The organism is Neobacillus sp. BF23-41, assembly GCF_041106275.1.
On record NZ_JBGBPR010000004.1, the window covers coordinates 16,065 to 35,881 of the forward strand.

At 38.3% G+C, this 19,817-nt stretch carries 17 protein-coding genes and 1 pseudogene; 2 read left to right on the forward strand and 16 right to left on the reverse strand.

The features are described 5' to 3' along the window. Positions 1–14 precede the first annotated feature (14 nt). From AB7942_RS08140 to AB7942_RS08205, 14 genes are all read right to left on the reverse strand, one after another. Entirely contained in the window at positions 15–224 is a 210-nt protein-coding gene (locus AB7942_RS08140) for a hypothetical protein (RefSeq protein WP_483310851.1), read from the reverse strand. Positions 225–243: 19 nt separating this feature from the next. Beyond that, positions 244–1,488: a sn-glycerol-1-phosphate dehydrogenase gene (locus AB7942_RS08145; RefSeq protein WP_369446450.1), complete on the reverse strand. Its 1,245-nt coding sequence runs from the start codon at positions 1,486–1,488 to the stop codon at positions 244–246. Positions 1,489–1,534: 46 nt separating this feature from the next. Continuing rightward, entirely contained in the window at positions 1,535–2,587 is a 1,053-nt protein-coding gene (locus AB7942_RS08150) for an aldose epimerase family protein (protein WP_369446451.1), read from the reverse strand. Positions 2,588–2,697: 110 nt separating this feature from the next. Continuing rightward, positions 2,698–4,209 carry an arabinosylfuranosidase ArfA gene (gene arfA, locus AB7942_RS08155; protein ID WP_369446452.1) on the reverse strand — a complete coding sequence of 504 codons (1,512 nt, stop codon included), beginning with the start codon at positions 4,207–4,209 and terminating at the stop codon, positions 2,698–2,700. Between the two features lie 86 nt (positions 4,210–4,295). Further along, entirely contained in the window at positions 4,296–4,568 is a 273-nt protein-coding gene (locus AB7942_RS08160) for a DUF6171 family protein (RefSeq protein WP_369446453.1), read from the reverse strand. Positions 4,569–4,589: 21 nt separating this feature from the next. Beyond that, on the reverse strand, positions 4,590–6,092 hold the full coding sequence (locus AB7942_RS08165) for an alpha-N-arabinofuranosidase (RefSeq protein WP_483310852.1): 1,503 nt from the start codon (positions 6,090–6,092) through the stop codon (positions 4,590–4,592). A 47-nt stretch (positions 6,093–6,139) separates the two neighbouring features. Next, the gene (tkt, locus tag AB7942_RS08170) at positions 6,140–8,155 is read right to left on the reverse strand and encodes a transketolase (RefSeq protein WP_369446455.1); all 2,016 of its coding nucleotides are present in this window, start codon (positions 8,153–8,155) and stop codon (positions 6,140–6,142) included. Between the two features lie 113 nt (positions 8,156–8,268). Next, positions 8,269–9,756, reverse strand: a complete 1,488-nt coding sequence (araA, locus tag AB7942_RS08175) for an L-arabinose isomerase (RefSeq protein WP_369446456.1) — start codon at positions 9,754–9,756, stop codon at positions 8,269–8,271. A 111-nt stretch (positions 9,757–9,867) separates the two neighbouring features. After that, a complete protein-coding gene (araD, locus tag AB7942_RS08180) occupies positions 9,868–10,563 on the reverse strand; it encodes an L-ribulose-5-phosphate 4-epimerase (protein ID WP_369446457.1) in 696 nt (231 codons plus the stop codon). After that, positions 10,557–12,254: a ribulokinase gene (gene araB / locus AB7942_RS08185; protein ID WP_369446458.1), complete on the reverse strand. Its 1,698-nt coding sequence runs from the start codon at positions 12,252–12,254 to the stop codon at positions 10,557–10,559. Before araB ends, araD begins: the two co-directional genes overlap by 7 nt. 191 nt (positions 12,255–12,445) lie before the next feature. Next, entirely contained in the window at positions 12,446–13,105 is a 660-nt protein-coding gene (locus tag AB7942_RS08190; protein ID WP_369446459.1) for a YesL family protein, read from the reverse strand. Positions 13,106–13,132: 27 nt separating this feature from the next. After that, positions 13,133–13,972 (reverse strand): carbohydrate ABC transporter permease, encoded by an 840-nt coding sequence (locus AB7942_RS08195; RefSeq protein ID WP_335396985.1) that lies wholly within the window; start codon positions 13,970–13,972, stop codon positions 13,133–13,135. Position 13,973: 1 nt separating this feature from the next. After that, positions 13,974–14,909, reverse strand: a complete 936-nt coding sequence (locus tag AB7942_RS08200; protein ID WP_369446460.1) for a carbohydrate ABC transporter permease — start codon at positions 14,907–14,909, stop codon at positions 13,974–13,976. A gap of 109 nt (positions 14,910–15,018) precedes the next feature. Further along, positions 15,019–16,359, reverse strand: a complete 1,341-nt coding sequence (locus AB7942_RS08205; protein WP_369446461.1) for an ABC transporter substrate-binding protein — start codon at positions 16,357–16,359, stop codon at positions 15,019–15,021. Positions 16,360–16,800: 441 nt separating this feature from the next. On the opposite strand from AB7942_RS08205, the gene AB7942_RS08210 reads away from it, so the two are divergent. Then, on the forward strand, positions 16,801–17,931 hold the full coding sequence (locus tag AB7942_RS08210; RefSeq protein ID WP_369446462.1) for a GntR family transcriptional regulator: 1,131 nt from the start codon (positions 16,801–16,803) through the stop codon (positions 17,929–17,931). Between the two features lie 66 nt (positions 17,932–17,997). Here the strand turns inward: AB7942_RS08210 and AB7942_RS08215 are convergent. After that, positions 17,998–18,042: pseudogene (locus tag AB7942_RS08215) on the reverse strand (hypothetical protein); the annotation flags it as partial. Between the two features lie 87 nt (positions 18,043–18,129). After that, on the reverse strand, positions 18,130–18,342 hold the full coding sequence (locus AB7942_RS08220; RefSeq protein WP_369446715.1) for a hypothetical protein: 213 nt from the start codon (positions 18,340–18,342) through the stop codon (positions 18,130–18,132). Between the two features lie 307 nt (positions 18,343–18,649). Between AB7942_RS08220 and AB7942_RS08225 the strand changes: the two genes are divergently transcribed. Further along, positions 18,650–19,786, forward strand: coding sequence for a GntR family transcriptional regulator (locus tag AB7942_RS08225; RefSeq protein ID WP_369446463.1), 1,137 nt, complete (start codon positions 18,650–18,652; stop codon positions 19,784–19,786). The last annotated feature ends 31 nt before the right edge of the window (positions 19,787–19,817 follow it).

Below are 19,817 nucleotides of genomic sequence, written 5' to 3' on the forward strand. Positions count from 1 at the left end.
GTCAGCTTTTCTAGTTATTTTGCATCTGCTACTGGAACGCCAAAGTTTGGAGTACCATCTTCATTCCAAGTAAACACTTGAGCGCGGGTATGGCGGTTTGTATCCCATATCGGGTCGCCCTCAATATCCCGATAGTTACGCGCATGATAGATAAGGGTATCTTGACTTCCGTCTTCAGAGACCGTAACGACAATCGGGTTATTTAAAGTATCAACTTGGTGCATAATTAATCACCTTTCCCTTTTAATTTCTGACTTTAATTTGATGATCGACTTTGACTACCTCATTGAGAAACTTTAGAGCTGTGAAACGATCTCTTAGCTGATGAGCTTCAGTTAAACTTCGCACTACTAGATCGTCGTCAATTCCAAGTTGTCCCGGCAATGTTTCGCCACCAACTTGTTCGATAAGCTGACGTACTTGAGAAGCTGCTGGAATTGCCGCGTATGCAGCTTTAATTTCTTGAAGGTTATCCTTCATATTTTTAACGATACTATCATCTTCAGTCGTTTTAATATTATTCTCTAAGTTTTTAGATTCCGAAATTAGCTGGATAAAGTCCCTTTCATATACATCGGCTAGGAGAGAAACCGCCACCCCTACCTTTGCCCCATGAAGGACTTGCGGGCGGTTTTGTCGCAGAAACTCCATCTCCCAGTAGTGTGAAAGGTGATGTTCTCCTCCGGAAGCAGGATGGGATTGGCCAAATAAAAGCATAGCTAAACCAGATTTAATGAGAGCCTCAATGAGAATACGGATGCCTTCTTCATCTGTAGCGGCAAGTTTATCTGCTTTTTCAACGCATATCTCTAGTGCTTCCCTTGTAATTTTTGCAACAAGAGGACAATATGGCTCACCGTAAGCAAGGTGCCCAAATTTCCAATCTGCAAGCGATGTATATTTGGCTAACATATCTCCAAATCCTGCTGCAATCATTTTCTTTGGTGCATTTTGTAATACGTTTAAATCCGCAAAAACCGCAATAGGTGCCAACATTTGAAAGGTTTTCTTCATTCCTCTCACAATTATTGGTGCTCCCATTGATGTAAATCCATCAACAGAAGGAGCAGTAGGAACAGAAATGAACGGAATTTTCATTTTAGTACTTGTAAACCGAGCGATATCATGGATAGTGCCAGAACCTACAGCTATAATTACATCAGTATCTTGTGGAGTATCTAATAATGCTTGCACTAAAGACTTTTCGTCTGCGACTACATCATTATTCTCGTCAGGCTGCAGCAAACAACTAGAATAGCCAACCCCTGTTGTTGATAAATGCTTGGTTAGTTCTTCTCCAGCAGCACGGAAAGTATTCTCGTCCGCAAGGATCACTGCCTTTTTAAAAGATTTTCTTTGTAAATAAGCAGTTGCTTCCCCTAATACATTGTTTCCTACTAAAATGGTCTCAATCGGAATCTGATTATGATGATTACCGCAGTCACAACTGTTGGCTAGATTCACAATTTCAGTTATTATTCTTTCCATTATTGTTCCTCCTGTCCCTTCAATAATTTCCTAATTCTCTTTTTACTCAATAAGTCGCAACTCCGAATTTATACTTCGTTACAGATGAGTACGCTTGGTCTTTTTCTAAGACCCATGAAGGAAAGTCAGGATGGTGAATGGCATCGGGCAGCCCCTGGGTTTCTAAACAAATGCCAAGGTATTTACGGGATGGAACTCCGTAAATCTCACCATGTGATTTCATTTGGTTTCCGGAGTATATGACCACTCCAGGCTCGTCTGTTTCAATTATCAATGTACGGCCGCTCTCGGAATCTTTAAGGATGATTTCCTGGTCATGGTTTGATGATAGTAAAAAGGGATGATCATATCCTTGACCGGCTAATTTATTTTGAGGATGATCAGAGTCAACCCCGGATTGAATGAATCTACCACTAGTAAAATCTAATGGTGTGCCTTCAACGTCCAGTAGAACTCCGGTTGGAAGCAATTCATCATTTAATTCTAGGAATTTATTACACTTAATAGATAGAGAATGGTTGAGAATATCCCTTTTAATATTTCCACTTAGGTTAAAATAGGAATGATTAGTCAGATTTAATAGTGTTTTTTCATCCGACAACCCAGAATATTGAATGGTTAGTTCATTATGATTATTAACTGTATAGGTTACCTTTACGTTTAAATTTCCAGGGTAACCTTCTTCCCCATCAGGGCTAAGGTATGAAAACTGAATACTTACTTCTTCGTCATTCTCTGTAACAGAGGCATCCCAAATGACCTTATCAAACCCTTGATTCCCCCCATGAAGATGGTTGTTGTTTTCGTTTTTGGCCAAGGTATATATGTTTCCGTCAAGCTCAAATGATCCACCCTTTATCCGGCCCGCTACACGTCCTACAACCGTTCCAAAAAAATAACTGCCATCTTGATATTCCTCCAACGTGTCGTATCCCAAAACGATATTTTCAAAATTCCCTTTATTGTCAGGAGTGATAATTTTAGTAATTACACAACCATAATTAATGCATGTCAGCTCCAAACCATGGTTATTTACAAGTGTAAATGAATTGACAGTTTGATTGTTTATTTGACCAAACTCTTCTTGTATAACCTTCATATAATCGCCCTTCCGTCCTCTAGTTTCGCTCGCACCCGATAACATCCATATACAAAAATAGTTCCATCTCCTTTCAATCAGGGCGATTAAAAGGAAATGGAATACATGAATTACTTGCGTTTAGCTAAACGGATTACATTCCAAGATAATTTCGGAAGTACAGCAGCTACGCCGCCATTCTCGGTCTTAGCATTTCCGTTTGAATGAGGTGCAACAGGTGTTCCTTTAGCTGAATTAGTTTGCTTGATATCATCATTTTCAAGAATAATATGCTCGACTACTTCGTAGCCTTCGAAGTTACGGATATCCACTTCTAGGTCTAACCCTTCTTGCAGGTGACGGTTTACAGCAAAGATGGTTAATGTTTCTTGCTCTTCATTATAAACAGCCGTTGACTCTAAATAAGGAACATCCGTGAAATCCTTACTGTCATACTTAGGACTTGAGATGATTGGATTTAACGATACCCCACGGCCGAAAACGGAAGTATGCATATATGGATAGAAAATAGTTTGCTTCCAAGCCGGTCCGTTATCTTCCGTCATAATTGGCGCAATAACGTTTACTAATTGAGCAAGGCAAGCAATTTTCACTCGATCCGCATGCTTTAGCAGCGTAATAAGCATACAGCCTACTAGCAAGGCATCTTCGAAGTTATAAAGATCTTCTAATTGCGGCGGTGCAATACTCCATGGTTCAATTTGTTTATCCTGCTCATTGCTGTGATACCAAACATTCCACTCGTCAAACGAAAGGTTAATATTCTTTTTGCCGCGTTTTTTTGCTTTAATGTAGTCAGCAATGGAAATGACAGATTTAATGAAATCATCCATTTCTAAGGAAAGGGCTAAATAGTTTGAAATTTCATTATCACGGTTGCCGTAATATTGATGAAGTGAAATAAATTCAACATGATCATAAGTGTGATCGAGTACAGTTGCTTCCCAATCTGCAAAAGTCGGCATATTTCTGTTTGAGCTTCCACACGCAACTAGCTCGATTGTCGGATCAACCCATTTCATTACTTTTGCTGCTTCTTGAGCAAGTCGGCCATATTCAGCAGCAGTCTTGTGACCAATCTGCCATGGACCGTCCATTTCGTTTCCTAAGCACCACGTCTTAATGTTATAAGGATCTTTTACGCCATGGGAAATTCGCAAATCACTATAGTAAGAACCGCCAGGATGGTTACAGTACTCAACTAAGTTACGAGCAGCATCAATACCGCGTGTTCCAAGGTTAACGGCCATGTTTACATCAGCGTTTACGAGCTGGGCCCATTTCATTAACTCATTGGTACCCATTTCGTTAGTTTCCGTTGTACGCCATGCTAATTCTAATCGACGCGGGCGGCTTTCGACAGGTCCAACCCCATCTTCCCAATTGTATCCAGAAACAAAGTTCCCACCTGGATAACGGACAAGTGGCACTTGTAGTTCTTTTACCATTTCAATAACGTCTTGACGAAAGCCATTTTCATCTGCTTGAGGATGACCTGGTTCATAAATTCCGCCATAAACGGCACGTCCCAAATGTTCAATAAAAGAACCATATATACGATTATCAATCTCAGAAACTTTGAAGTCCTTTTCTAAAATCATTTTTGCCTTGTTACTCGTCATGTTCATTTTTCCTCCTTAGGCATTAGTTGATAGTCTTGTAATCGGAAAACTAATAAAATGAATCGCTAGTAGATTTCAAATAACCGTTAACTGACCTTTTCCCATTTTGGCTTACCTGCAAAAGGACAGCTCTTGTTTTTAAACTTTGCTCGATAGCGGACGATACTTCCGCTATGAGCACAAGTGGTACCATATTGGAGGGAAGGACAGCTTTCACAAGTCTTTAATCTTACTTGGTAGATCTCGTCAGAAACCATAACAGATGAATCCTCTTCAGCTTCTTTTACTAATTCTTGAATGACCTCTTCTGTTACCAATACACTTTCCACACAGCCTTTGCACAGACTTTTTTCCTTCACTGTAATTCCCCCCTGTTCCTTTTATTCAATTACTAATGTCACAACAGACATAGCTGGAAGCTTGATTGCCAATTTATTATTTTCAAATGTTACACCAGTAAATTCAGCTGGTTTAACAACCTCCGGCTGTTCAAATGTGTTATGAGCATTCATAGTATCAGCCGTGATGATGGTGCCTGACACCTTTGTATTTGCCGCATTAACGCCGCGTAGATCTAAATCTAATTCAGCCCCATTTTGGTGATCGATATTACATAAGCTGACATGGATCTTACCTTCAGCGTTTTTAGATGCAGATACAGTTACCTGAGGTAATGTTTCACCATTGCATTCATAAGTTCCAAATGAAGAATCAACTGCTAAAAGCTCGGCATCCTGGTGAACCTTGTACATATCAAACACATGATAGGTTGGAGTAAGGATCATTTGCTCGCCTTCCGTTAGAATCATCGCTTGAAGTACGTTTACGGTTTGGGCAATGTTTGTCATTTGGACACGATCGGCGTGGTTATGGAAAATGTTAAAATGTAATCCAGCCACTAATGCATCACGAATCGTATTTTGCTGGTATAAGAAGCCTGGATTTGTACCTGGCTCCACGTCAAACCATGTACCCCACTCATCAATGATCATGCCAATGCGTTTTTGTGGATCGTACTTATCCATAATCGTGCTGTGTTTAGTTATTAACTCATCCATATGAAGAGCTTTTTTCATAGTAATGAACCATTCATCTTCAGGGAAATCAATGGCAGAGCCTTTTCCTAACCAGAAGTCTCCTGGAATGGTGTAATAGTGAAGGCTTAGTCCATCCATTAGCCAGTGGGCATTTTTCATTAACACTTCTGTCCAGTTATAGTCATCGACATTAGCGCCGCCGGCAATTTTATAAACTTTGTTATTTCCATAATTTCTTACATAGGTTTGGTATCTACGATATAGATCAGCATAATATTCAGGACGCATGTTTCCGCCGCAGCCCCAGTTTTCGTTACCTACACCGAAATACGTTAATTTCCATGGCTCTTCACGGCCATTTTCACGGCGCCAGTTGGCCATTGGTGATTCGCCTTCAAAGGTCATGTATTCAACCCACTCAGACATTTCTTGAACCGTTCCGCTTCCAACGTTCCCGCAAATATATGGCTCACACTCTAACAATTCACATAGAAGCATAAATTCGTGTGTACCGAAATGGTTGTTTTCTACAACACCGCCCCAATGGGTATTAACCATGCGTTTGCGGTTTTCCTTAGGACCAATACCATCTTTCCAGTGATATTCATCGGCAAAACAGCCGCCCGGCCAACGAAGGACTGGTACTTTGATGTTTTTTAATGCTGCTAATACGTCATTCCGAATTCCTTTTGTATTTGGGACTGAAGAATCCTCACCAACCCAAATCCCTTCATAAATACATCTTCCAAGGTGTTCGGCAAAATGACCATAGATATTTTTATTGATTTTCCCTTTTTGGATATCTGCGTTGATAATTACATTATTAGCCACCAAAAACGCCTCCATTTTTGAGTTATTAGTATTTTAAAGCAACTACGTTAACTACTCTTTTTTTATAGACGATCTTTAATCTTAGTAATGATGCTCTCTGGTGTAAATCCGTATTCTTTAGCAATCCGGTCTCCTGGTGCAGATGCCCCAAATGTACGAATTCCAATGACAAGTCCTTCTCTGCCGACATATTGTGCCCAGCCTTGTAGTGAAGCTAATTCAATCGCCACATTAAGTTTAATGTCATTTCTAAGGATGGATGTTTGGTATTCAGGAGTTTGCCGATCAAATAGCTCCCATGACGGCATGCTGATGACACGCGTACTGATTCCTTCTTTTTCTAAACCTTCTTTGACATCTAAAGCAAGATTTAATTCAGATCCAGTAGCAATCAGCTGAACAACAGGCGTTTTAACTGCACAGTCTGCCGCAATATACGCACCTTTAGTTACTTGTTCATTGGCCGTATCTGCATCCGTGTTAACAGTCAGATTTTGTCTAGTTAAAACTAGAGCAACAGGACCATTTTGATTTGTTACAGCATATTTCCAGGCTGCTGCCGTTTCATTGGCATCCGCTGGACGTAACACGGTTACATTCGGAATGCCACGGAGTGCAGATAATTGTTCGATTGGTTCATGTGTTGGTCCATCTTCACCGACAAAAATGCTATCGTGAGTAAACACGTATACAACTGGTAAATTCATTAGTGCTGATAACCGAATTGCTGGACGAAGATAGTCTGAGAATACAAAGAAAGTTGAACCGAACGGCTTAATACCGCCATGCAGGGCCATACCATTTACAATGGATCCCATCGCAAACTCTCGAACTCCAAAATAGACGTTGCGACCTTCATAATGGCCCGGTGAGAATCTGCCTAAGTCCTTCATATGGGTCATAGTGGAAGATTCCAAGTCAGCAGAACCGCCAATTAAATTTGGAACTTTTCTTGCAAGTGCATTTAACACTTGTCCTGAAGCCACACGCGTTGAAAGCGATGTACCTTTCTCATAGACTGGTACTTCTTGATCCCAATCTTCTGGAAGTTCACCTTTCAGTTCTCTTTCAAGTCGTTCAGCTAATTCAGGGTAGGTTTGCTTATACTCATTAAACAATTGATCCCATAGGTGATTAGCTTGGATACCTCTAGTTTTAACTTCCTGCCAATACTCCTTTACTTCCTCTGGTACAAAGAAGTCTTCTTGCGGCCAACCGTAAAATTCTTTTGTCAGTTTAGCTTCCTCTGCACCAAGCGGTGAACCATGGGTACCTTGATGCCCGCCTTTTCCGCCTTTGTTAGGGCTTCCGTAGCCTAGCGTTGTCTTCACTTCAATTAAGGTTGGTTTGTTCAACGCTTGTTTAGCTTCCACTAAAGCCTGTTCAATCGCACTTAAGTTATTTTCTTCTTCCACACGAAGAACTTGCCAACCATATGCTTCAAACCGTTGAGCTACATTTTCAGAAAATGAAAGATTAGCTTCACCATCAAGTGTTATATTATTAGAATCATAAATTAATATTAATTTTCCTAATTGCAGGTGACCGGCCAATGAAGCTGCCTCAGCAGAAACACCTTCCATTAAGTCGCCATCCCCGCAAATTGCATATGTATAATGGTCAATCAGCGGGAAGTTGTCTTGATTATAAACAGAAGATAAATGTGCTTCAGCCATCGCCATTCCTACACCCATAGCAACACCTTGACCTAAAGGACCGGTCGTTGCATCTACACCTGCTGTATGTCCAAATTCAGGATGTCCCGGGGTTTTGCTTCCCCATTGTCTAAACTCTTTTAAATCTTCGAGTGACACGTCATATCCACTCAAATGCAATAAGCTGTATAACAACATCGATCCATGTCCTGCAGAAAGAACAAAGCGGTCACGGTTAAACCATGTTGGGTTTGCAGGGTTATGATTCATGACTTTAGACCATAATACATGTCCAGCCGGTGCCATACCCATCGGCATTCCCGGATGACCAGATTTTGCTTTTTCAATCGCATCAATCGCAAGTGTCCTAATCGTATTGACCGCAAGTTGTTCTACTTGTAATTTATCAACTGTTTTACTCAAAAGTATCTCCCCTTATAACAATAGAAATGTTTGTATCAACTTCGTATAAGGGCTATTTTTTTCTAATAGCCCTGTTGATTATAGTTTAAAGGTTACTTAATTAACGTGATTTATTAACGGAAAATAACGTCATTCCAACGGATTTCGTTGTTGAATGCATGAGTGTCTGTGTCGTTATTAATAACAAGGAACTCAATTCCAGCTAGTTCCGCAAAGTCTCTAAGCTGCTCAGTTGTTACCTTATAAGAGAAGCCAGTATGGTGCGCTCCGCCAGCTTGGATCCAGTTTTCAACTGCTTGACTTAAAGATGGCTGAGTCTTCCATAATACGCGTGCAACGGGAAGCTTTGGCATATCCTTTTCTAGCTTTACCGCATCTACTTCATTCACAAGAAGACGGAAACGATGTCCAAGATCCACGATGGTTGCATTCAATGCTGAGCAGCCGCCTTTTCCATCAAATACAATTCGTGCAGGGTCCTCTTTACCGCCGATTCCAAGTGGATGAACCTCGATTTTCGGACGAGTGGCAGAGATGGTTGGGCAAACTTCAAGCATGTGAGAACCAAGAACCATTTCATTCCCTGGCTCAAAATGATACGTATAATCTTCCATGAAGGATGTTCCTTCATTACCTGCAATAATTTTCATCAGTCTTACAAGAGCTGCCGTTTTCCAGTCGCCTTCACCAGCAAAACCATATCCTTGTTCCATTAAACGCTGCACCGCTAAACCAGGAAGCTGTCGGATGCCATGTAAATCCTCAAAAGTAGTTGTGAATGCAGTGTAGCCGCCTTCCGTTAAAAATGCCTTCATACCAAGTTCGATTCTTATTTGATAACGGATGGAATCGCGAACCGGACCATCAGTAAGACCTTCAGGAGTAATATCATATTGCTGTTCATATTCAGCCATTAACTGGTCGATTTCTTTTTCTGTCACATCATTCATGCGTTGAACAAGGTCGCCTACACCATAACCGTTTACTGTCCAGCCAAACTTGATTTGCGCTTCTACCTTATCACCCTCTGTTACCGCTACTTGGCGCATGTTATCGCCAAATCTTGCAACTTTAAGAGATTTGCTTTCTTGGAATGCAGCCGCTGTTCTCATCCACCCGCCAACACGCTCTCTTACTTCTTGGTTTTCCCAATGGCCCACGACAACTTTACGCTTTACATTCATACGTGCTGCAATGAAACCATGTTCGCGGTCACCATGTGCTGCTTGGTTCAAGTTCATGAAATCCATATCTATTGAATCCCAAGGGATATCACGGTTAAATTGTGTAGCTAAATGAAGATAAGGCTTTTGTAGTGAAGAAAGGCCTGCAATCCACATTTTTGATGGTGAGAATGTGTGCATCCAAGTAATGATTCCCGCACAATTTTCATCCGCATTTGCTTCTAGGATCAATTTGCGGATTGAATCTGAATCTTTTACTACTGATTTAAAAATTAATTTATAAGCAACAGCAGGATCACTATCCAATCCATTTACAATGGTTTTTGAGTTTTCTTCCACTTGGCAAAGTACATCTTCTCCGTATAATAATTGACTTCCTGTTACAAACCAGAATTCATAGGCTTTTGTAGTTAACACTGTAATTCCTCCTAGGTATAGATATTATTATAGTAATTTATTAAATTTGTACTTTACAACCAGTCATCCGTACAAGTTATAAAAGATTACGGCATTTAGTAAACTATTAGACTACTTCTGTCCGTAATAAGCGTTAGCACCATGCTTGCGAAGATAATGTTTATCAAGCAAGAATTGGTCGATCGGCTTAATTTGCGGGTTGAGCATAAAAGTATTTAACGCCATTTTGGCTACTTCTTCTAATACAACGGCGTTATGAACCGCTTGATCCGCATTTTTTCCCCAGCTAAATGGAGCATGACCTGATAATAAAATTCCAGGCAATGCAACAGGGTCAAGTCCTCCTTTTTCGAAGGTTTCAATTATCACATTGCCTGTTTCAAGCTCATATCCACGATCAGTTTCCTCTTGGGATAGGGTACGTGTACAAGGAATTTCTCCGTAAAAATAATCCGCATGTGTCGTCCCAAGTGCTGGAATTGGACGTCCTGCTTGAGCCCAGCTTGTTGCTCCTGGGGAGTGAGTATGAACAATTCCACCAATTTGCGGGAATGCCTGATACAATGCAAGATGTGTTGGTGTATCGGAAGAAGGTCTTAAGCTTCCTTCCACGATGTTTCCATCTAAATCTAATACAACAAGATCATCGATTTGCAGCTCATCGTACGGTACACCACTTGGTTTAATCACAACAAGGCCTGTTTCACGGTCAATTCCGCTCACATTTCCCCAAGTAAACGTAACTAATCCGTGTTCTGGAAGAGCTAAGTTAGCTTCCAGAACCTCTCTTTTCAAACGCTCTAACATACTGTTTCTTCCTCCTTCTTCCCTAAGGAGCTATCTTTTTTAATCTTTTTCAAGGTTTTCATCACATTGTTTTCGCCGCGGCCAAAGTAGTCGTATAGGCGTGCATATTCAGTAAAGAGTTGATCGTACACCTGAGCTTGATCGTTAATTGGCTGATAAACATAATCCTTTACTCTGCCCATATCCTTGGCTGCATCTGTAATGCTGTCATATCCGCCGCGCTCTTTTCCTGCTGCAACAGCACCAAACATCGCTGAGCCTAGGGCTGGAGTTTGTGAAGAAGCTGAGATTTTAATATCCATATTTAATACATCCGCATATATTTGCATCATCATCGTATTTTTCTCAGCAATACCACCAGCTGCATATACTTCATTTACTGGTACACCATATTTACGGAACGTCTCTACAATCATTCGAGTACCATATGCAGTGGCTTCAATCAATGCACGATAAATTTCTTCCGGCTTGGTTAATAGAGTTGCACCAAGAAGGACACCAGTAAGGTCGGCATCGACAAGGGTGGAACGGTTACCGTTCCACCAATCTAAAGCAAGGAGACCGCTTTCACCAACTTGTAACTGACTTGCTCTTTCCGTTAATAATTGGTGGATGTTAATTCCTCTTTCTTTTGCTTCCTCGTGGTAGCTTACAGGCACACAGTTTTCTGTAAACCATTCGAAGTGGTCACCAACACAGGATTGACCTGCTTCATAGCCCATAAATCCAGGGATTACGCCATCCTCAACAACACCACACATACCTGGAACAATCTTTTCTTCTTCTCCCAATAGAATGTGGCAAGTAGAGGTTCCCATAATCATCAACAATTTACCTGGTTCAGTAATACCTACGGCTGGAACAGCAACGTGAGCATCTACGTTTGCAACAGCTACGGCAGTACCAGGTTTTAGACCTGTAAGTTTAGCCGCCTTTTCAGTAATTTCACCTGCTTTTGATCCAATAGGAACAATTTTAGTAGAAAGTTTTTCTTCGACTACATTTTCCAAACGAGGATCTAGCGCTTTGAAGAATTCATTGGACGGGTATCCGTCTTGTTTATGCCAAATCGCTTTGTATCCAGCTGTACAACTGTTGCAATTGATTTCTCCTGTTAATTCTGAAATTACCCAGTCAGTTGCCTCTAATATTAGATCTGTCGCTTCATAAATTTCAGGAGCCTCATTTAGAATCTGCCATACTTTTGGAAATAACCATTCCGAAGAAATTTTCCCGCCATAACGCTGTAAAAACTTTTCGCCGCGTTCTTCGGCAATTTCGTTTAAGCGATTGGCTTCATCTTGTGCGGCATGATGCTTCCAAAGCTTTACATAACTATGTGGGTGATTAATAAATTCATCTTTAAAGCATAATGGTGTTCCATTTGCATCAATCGGAAGGACCGTACAAGCAGTAAAGTCAATTCCTAAGCCGATCACATCGTCTGCTGAAACTTGTGCGCTTTTTAATACTTCAGGTATGGTTACCTGTAATACTTCAAGATAATCTGCAGGATGCTGCAGGGCCCAGTCATGCTCTAATTTGGTCGTTCCATTTGGGAGGAATTCATCCATTACCCCATGTGTGTATGGTTTTACAGCTGTGGCCACTTCTCGGCCTGTTCCTACTTCAACAAGTACCGCTCTTCCTGATTGTGTACCGTAATCTACGCCAATCGAATATTTAACCATATAAATATCACCTTTCACCTAAGAATTCGCTACAAAAATTCTCACTCATACTTACAAGCATCCACAAAACCAAACTTGTACGTATAACCATAATTATGATTCTAGCACTATTCTAATTGATTTCCAATAATTAATTGATAAAAAAATTTCAGTATTCTTTTTGAATGGCGTGTACTTTACCAATCTAAATACTAGTTAACATATTTTATTTCAATCTGTATTAACAATTTGCGTAAAAACAGAAACGAAAGCATTGAAAATAACGGGAATCCCCAGAATATAGCAAAATTACCGAAGTGTTTATAAAATTGGTAAAGTGCTAGAAGCAAGAATATGATGATTAATGATTTTAATGGCCGATTGACTAATAAAAACAAGGAAAATCTTATAATATCCTTTATTTTCATCACAAATTTGCTATAGAGAATTAGGGCATACACGTAACTTATCATTGATAAGACGACTATTAGTAATAAAAGAGGTATTAATATGGTTCCCTTACCGTTTAAAGATACAAAATAGAGATCTGCACACAAAATGATCATTAAGAAATAATAAGGCAGCCATAACAACAAGGAGAACTTAAAACCGCTCAAATAGAAATGAAAATAAGTTTTAATTACCTTACTGTCTGTTTCATTTAATGTTTGAAAGACGGCCTGAAAAATAGCCCCCATAGTCGGACCAACTAGTAACAAACCAATTAAATAAAACACAAGTGTTATAGTATTTAATTTCACACTTAGGATAAGAAAAACAAGTAAACTACTCGTTACCAAAGCGCAAAGGCCGATTACAAATAATGTCCAAATCATATTAGTAGTTTTAACGAATAAGTTTTTGTTATTCATGCATTAACACCTCTTCTAATACTAAAATTAACCTTTTACCCCGCCGATTGTCATACCAGAAATAAATGACTTTTGATTGAATAAGAAAAGAATAATGATTGGAATAATTGACATCATTGACCCTGAGAACACAATATCGTAATTGTTTCCGTAAGGCGTCATGGCTGTCAGCAATCCAGCAGGTATAACAAGGTTTTCATCTGATCTCATGACAATTAATGGCCAAAGGAAACTATTCCAAGCTCCCATTGATGTCATTATCGTCATAGCTCCAAAAGCAGGTTTCATCATTGGAGCATAAATTTGGAAAAAGATACGAAACTCGCCTGCTCCATCGATTCTAGCAGCCTCTGCAAAGTCATGAGGGATCCCAATCGCATATTGTCTAAAAAAGAAAACGGTCGCAGGCGGTATGATACCAGGTAAAATAACCCCTGCAAAAGTGTCCATTAAACCTAAATTGGTCATTAATTTGTACATTGGAATTAACAAAATATCTCCAGGTACCATTAACATGATCAAGACAAGCATAAAAATGAAATTTCTTCCTTTAAAGCGATATTGAGCCAACCCATACCCAACCATTGAACAAAACGCCAGTACGGCCACTGTCTGAACAATTGTGATTAATGCACTATTCTTAAACCATGTTAAAAAGATTCCGTCGTTGTTTGTTAACAGCTTTCCGTAATTACTAATGGTCATTTTTGAAAAATCCAAATGAATATTCAAACCTTGTCCAAATATATCGGCAGAGTTTTTAAATGAAGAAATCAATAAAAACCAAAAAGGGATTAGGATAAGAAATCCAACAATGGCTAGCACTACTGTTGTGATAATAGAAGAGATTCTTTTTCTGGTTTTCATATTAATCCTCCTTAAATAAGCCTCTAACTGAAACTTGAATTAAATTGATCACAACCACAATAACAAACATGGCGACACCCAACGTACATGCATAACCCAAGTCTCCATCACTAAAAGCTGATTTATAAATGTAGGTTAAAAACGTTGTACCAATATTATCTGGCGATGCAGCCCCCCAGTAAACATAAGTTTCATTAAAGAGAGAGAATCCTCCTAGAATTGAGATTGTTAAAACATAAGTTGTGATCGGTTTTACCATCGGCAGTGTGATATGTTTAAATTTAACCCATGTATTTGCACCATCAATTTCAGCACATTCATAAAGGTCCTTCGGTATACTTTGGAGTCCGGATAAAAAGTAGATCATATTAACACCCATCCAACGCCATACACAAACAAGTACTAGAGCAAACATACCAGTGCCTGAACCATTTAACCAATCAATAGGTCCAATGTTGAAGTGATCGAGCCAGCTGTTGAATACACCAGAAGCTTCTTTACTGAATGCAAATTTAAATACTAGTCCGACAATAACTGTCGAAGTTAAAACTGGCAGAAAAAATACCGATCTAAACAGAGATTTAAATTTTGTGTTTTCATGATTCATAACAACGGCAAGAAGCAGTGGTAATGGAATTAAGATAAGAATGGTCCAAAACGTATATCTTGCAACATTCCATAGTGCCTTGTAGAATACCGGGTCAGTAATCAAACGTCGATAGTTTTGTAAACCTATAAATGTTGTCTCATTCATGCCTTCAATTCTTTGAAAACTCATAATGATAGAATTGATAAATGGATATAAAGAAAAGAGGGCAAAGATAATAATGAACGGTGAGACAAAAATATAGGGAGCAACCTTTTGCATGTTAATTTTTTTCTTTGTTTCTGTTGAAATCTGCGGATTTTTATCAATTTGTACTATACTCGAGGACATACTAATTCACTCCTTAAAAGATCAATTGACGCATGTCTAATTTGTGTCTTATTAACGTTACGGAAGGAGGAGGGAAAGCCTCCCTCCTCCTTCCGATTAATAATGATTATTATTTTCCTGCAGCAATCCGTTTATCTGCTGCTGCATCAAGTGCTTTTAGAGTATCCTCTACATTAGCCTGTTTTTTCATAATTTTAGGCAAACCGTTTGTTAGGAATTCATCGTTAATAATAGGGTAACTATTGTTAGTAACGCTCAATCCACCAACTTCATCTTTGAATGCAGCCATTTGCTTGAAAATATCTGTTCCAAAGTAATCAGTAAATTTATTTGGTGCAGCTAATTCATCACTTGTCCAAACATCTGAACGAATTGGGTCAAAACCAAGAATTGTCCAAGTTTTAATAGAACCTTCTTTTCCTGCTTTTGACTCTACCACGAATTTTTTAGCTAACGCAGTGTCATGAGCTTGATTTGTTACAACAGTTGCGGTTCCACCTAGTCCAGCAGAGCGTAAATCACCCTCTTTAAAGATTGGAAGACCAGTTATTTGAATTTTCCCTTTAAGCTTAGGCATGAAACCAACCATACGGCTCATGTACCATGCTGGCATTACAACAGATGCATATTCACCTTTGTTGAAGGCAGCATAGTATTCTTCATTATCTTGGTGTCCACCCTCAGCCGTTTTCGCAATTCCAGTTTTAAGCATACTTTGAATTGTTTGAAGGGCCTTTACATTTTCTGGTGCACTAAGGTTAGATTTACCATCCTTCACCAAATCAGATTTTTGTTGAGCTACCATGGACGTAAAAACAAATCCAGCACTTGTTTCAGCTGAAGTCATATACTTTCCAGTTTTTTCTTTCACAACTTTTCCAGCGTTAATATAATCATCCCATGTTTTTATTGTTGCAGGATCAATACCAGCTTTATTCATAATATCCATATTGTAATAAACAAGAGTAGTTCCTACATGGTAATCTAAACCATAGATTTTACCATCAACAGTGTAGTTATCAGTACGTGATTTCACTAGGTTCGGTACGAAAGGTTCAACTTCTTTCGTCATGTCTTTAAAAGGAGGGTTGTTAGATTTTGTATACTTAGCGAATTGACCAATTTCAACATCGGCAATATCTGGACCGCCATTGCCTGAGTTCAATGCCACTTGTAACTTTTGGTTCATTTGATCGAAAGGTAAAACGTTGATTTTTAATTCAATTTGTTGTTTAGGGTGATTTTTGTTCCAAGTTTCTGCTGCATCTTTCCAATAATCAGCATGTACCTGTACGAAGGTCCACATGGTATATTTTGTTTTTCCATCTTTTGTTTTAGTCTCGGCAGATGAATTCTTCGAACTACAACCTGCGAGAGCTAAAGATGAAACAAGGAAAAATATTAATAGTACAGAAAGTAATTTACGAGGACTAGCAAACTCTTTTTTCATTGTATACACCTCAAGTTAAATTAATTTTAATCTCAGGACTTACATGTTCTAAAAGCAAAATCGTTTTAAATTGGAAAATACGAATTACAGATAAAAAGAATTCTTAGTTGTCTCAAATTTGTACGTATATGATGCAACTTATCTACCAATTTCCTCCTTATCTTATTATATTTGTGTTTAGAAAGAAAAATGAAAGCGTATTCCTTGCCTTTATAATAATTCGCTCGTTCGTACATGTCAATAAAATTTTTAGAATAAACTGACGATTTTTGACCGAATAATTAATATCTAAAGTAGATTTTCCAAATTTATAAAAAAATATTGATATTTTTCTAATTTTATCAATGGTAAATTGATTGTTTTTTTGATAATATTATTCTCACAAGATACTTGTAAGGACAAGTGTGTGATTGTTCGTACAGGACAAGGAGGTGGCATTAGTTGGCGCAAAAAACAAAATATAATATGGTTAAAGAAAAAATCACTGAATGGATCACAAGTGGTCAAGTGATGCCAGGCGAGAAGATATATTCTGAAAATGAACTTGTCAAAAAGTTTGGTGTAAGCAGACATACCGTTAGACAAGCCATCGGTGACTTGGTTCATGAGGGATGGTTATATAGAGAGCAAGGTGCTGGGACCTTTTGTTCAGGTCAAAAATCGCATCAAAAACTCCCCGAAAATAAAATCCAAAATACTAATAGTAAAAATATCGGTGTAATTACCACCTACATTTCTGATTATATTTTCCCCTCTATCATTAAAGGAATTGAATCGTATTTAACTGAACAAGGGTATTCATTAACCTTTGCTTGTACAGATAATGATATTGAGAAAGAAAAGCAATGTCTGCAAAGCATGCTTAGCAGAAATATAGACGGGCTTATTGTAGAACCTACTAAAAGCGGCAGCTTCAATCCTAATATTAATTTTTTCTTGGAACTGGAACAAAATAACATACCATACTTAATGATTAACCAATTCTATCCTCAATTGGTCCCGCCTCATATCATTGTTAACGATCAAAAGGGCGGACTTTTAGCTGCAGAACATTTAATTAAACTCGGTCATCAAAAAATTATTGGCATTTTTAAAGCAGATGATCTGCAAGGAGTTTATCGTATGCAGGGGTTTATTGAGGCTCATAGAGAAAATAACATTCCATTATCACCCGAGTTGATGATTAATTATTTTACAGAGGAACAGAATGAAACTTTAATTGAAAAAGTAAAACAACTGTTATTGACTTCTGATGTAATGCCTACTGGAATCATTTGTTATAATGATCAAATAGCAATTTCCGTGTTAAATTGTCTTAGAGAGTTAGACCTAAATGCACCTGAAGACATATCAATTATAGGATTTGATGATTCGTTTTTAGCTGAAGCAACAGAACTTACAAGTGTTACCCATCCAAAAATTGAGTTGGGTATTCAGGCTGCTAAATGGATTGTTTCAGCTGTTGAAAATAAAAACTATGATGGTAACCATCTACAGTCCATCGTTTATGAACCTGAATTGGTGGTAAGAGATTCTACTTCTTCTATAAAAAATGAATGTATTGTTTCATGACTTTTTCAAGGATTTACGAATAACTTTAAAACCTCCATTCATGAATGGAGGTTTTTTCATTAACTTTTAAGATTCATAGATCCAAACACGCATTTCCCCTGTTTCGCGGTTGCACCAGGCATAGTAAGGAACAGCAACTCTCCCGCTGCTATTCTAAAATTTTCTATCGCATGACTTGGTTCCGTATTTGGAAGTTCATCATTTAATGCTTTCCATCGATAAGGGGATAACCCCATTTGCAACAATCTGTTTATACTTTTTCCAGAAATGATCTTCTACTAAAACGTGCTTGACTGGTGTTGTTCCCCTCATTGCTACTTTCACTAGTCCCTCATCCTTTCTTTTAAAAACAGTTTTAATTTCCAAAGATACTTTCCTTTCTTGCATAAAAGTAATATCATAAAAAAACAAGCTTATTCCTTCATTTTTTAAGCTTTATAACGTGATTTTAGCATGCAAAAACTTACTGATAAATATCAAAATCGAACCTAAATTTATAATATTTCACACACTAAGGAAAAGATTGTTTATGACTGTAATGAAACGACCTATATAACAGGTTAAATTAACATTCCAAACTAGAGAAGTAATTTAAGGATCATCTTTAATTATCTAGTGAACATTAGATTTTATATACTTTTTACTGTAATGATGTATAATTAAAATTAAAAATGAATTTGTACGCATAAGTTATTAAGTGTTGAAAGCGTGGTAGGTTATGCAAAAGAAAACTAAGCAGCTTTTACTGAAAGACACGATAAAGGAATGGATCACGAACGGAGAAATCAAACCTGGGGAAAAAATATATTCGGAAAATGAACTGGTAAAAATGTTCAGTGTTAGTCGACATACGGTCCGCCAAGCTGTAGGGGATTTGGTACATGAAGGATGGTTATATAGAGAACAGGGCGCAGGTACATTTTGCTCTAATCGAATAATCGATACCCAAGACCCAAGCCCAAAACTAAGCAGAGCTGCGAATAGTAAAAACATTGGTGTTATTACAACCTATATTTCTGATTATATTTTTCCATCCATTATTAAAGGAATAGAATCCTATTTAGCAGAAAAAGGTTATTCCTTAACCTTTTCATGTACAGATAATAACCTTGAAAAAGAGAAACAATGTTTGCAAAGTATGCTAAGCAGAAATGTTGATGGTCTTATCATTGAACCTACAAGAAGCAGCAGCTTTAATCCTAATATTAATTATTATTTGGAATTAGAACAGTTAAAAATCCCCTATTTAATGATTAACCAATTTTATCCACAGTTAAATCCTCCACATCTAATGGTTAATGATGATAAGGGAGGGTTTATTGCAACTGAGCATCTAATCAAGCTTGGGCATAAAAAAATATTGGGTATCTTTAAATCGGACGACCTACAGGGAGGACACAGAATGCAAGGCTATATTCAGGCATATAGGGAGAATAATCTCTCCTTGTCACCTGATTTGATTCTTACTTTTTCCACTGGAGAACTGGATTACTTGCGAAGAAAACTGGAAGACTTATTAACTTCAAATGACTCAAGGCCAACGGGAATCATTTGCTATAATGACCAGGTTGCATTATTTATATTAAACATATTAAGAGACTTAAATTTAAAGGTTCCTGAAGACATTTCAATTGTAGGTTACGATGATTCTTATCTAGCGGAGGCAACGGAAACAAAGCTGACTTCCGTATCCCACCCTAAAATGCAAATGGGAATTGAAGCAGCAAAATGGATCGTCGCTGCTGTAGAAAGCCAAAATACAGAAGGTAATAAGCATTCCACGATTTACGAACCAGAATTGGTGATAAGAAATTCAACAGGACCAGTAAATAATGAAAAAATAGAGGATTTGTAATTGTTTGTATGTACTTTCATAAGATGTGCCT

Coding starts and splice junctions, on each gene's coding strand:
- AB7942_RS08140 (WP_483310851.1), bottom strand. CDS start 224: ATGCACCAAGTTGATACTTTAAATAACCCGATTGTCGTTACGGTCTCT.
- AB7942_RS08145 (WP_369446450.1), bottom strand. CDS start 1,488: ATGGAAAGAATAATAACTGAAATTGTGAATCTAGCCAACAGTTGTGAC.
- AB7942_RS08150 (WP_369446451.1), bottom strand. CDS start 2,587: ATGAAGGTTATACAAGAAGAGTTTGGTCAAATAAACAATCAAACTGTC.
- arfA (WP_369446452.1), bottom strand. CDS start 4,209: ATGACGAGTAACAAGGCAAAAATGATTTTAGAAAAGGACTTCAAAGTT.
- AB7942_RS08165 (WP_483310852.1), bottom strand. CDS start 6,092: ATGGAGGCGTTTTTGGTGGCTAATAATGTAATTATCAACGCAGATATC.
- araD (WP_369446457.1), bottom strand. CDS start 10,563: ATGTTAGAGCGTTTGAAAAGAGAGGTTCTGGAAGCTAACTTAGCTCTT.
- araB (WP_369446458.1), bottom strand. CDS start 12,254: ATGGTTAAATATTCGATTGGCGTAGATTACGGTACACAATCAGGAAGA.
- AB7942_RS08190 (WP_369446459.1), bottom strand. CDS start 13,105: ATGAATAACAAAAACTTATTCGTTAAAACTACTAATATGATTTGGACA.
- AB7942_RS08195 (WP_335396985.1), bottom strand. CDS start 13,972: ATGAAAACCAGAAAAAGAATCTCTTCTATTATCACAACAGTAGTGCTA.
- AB7942_RS08200 (WP_369446460.1), bottom strand. CDS start 14,909: ATGTCCTCGAGTATAGTACAAATTGATAAAAATCCGCAGATTTCAACA.
- AB7942_RS08205 (WP_369446461.1), bottom strand. CDS start 16,359: ATGAAAAAAGAGTTTGCTAGTCCTCGTAAATTACTTTCTGTACTATTA.
- AB7942_RS08225 (WP_369446463.1), top strand. CDS start 18,650: ATGCAAAAGAAAACTAAGCAGCTTTTACTGAAAGACACGATAAAGGAA.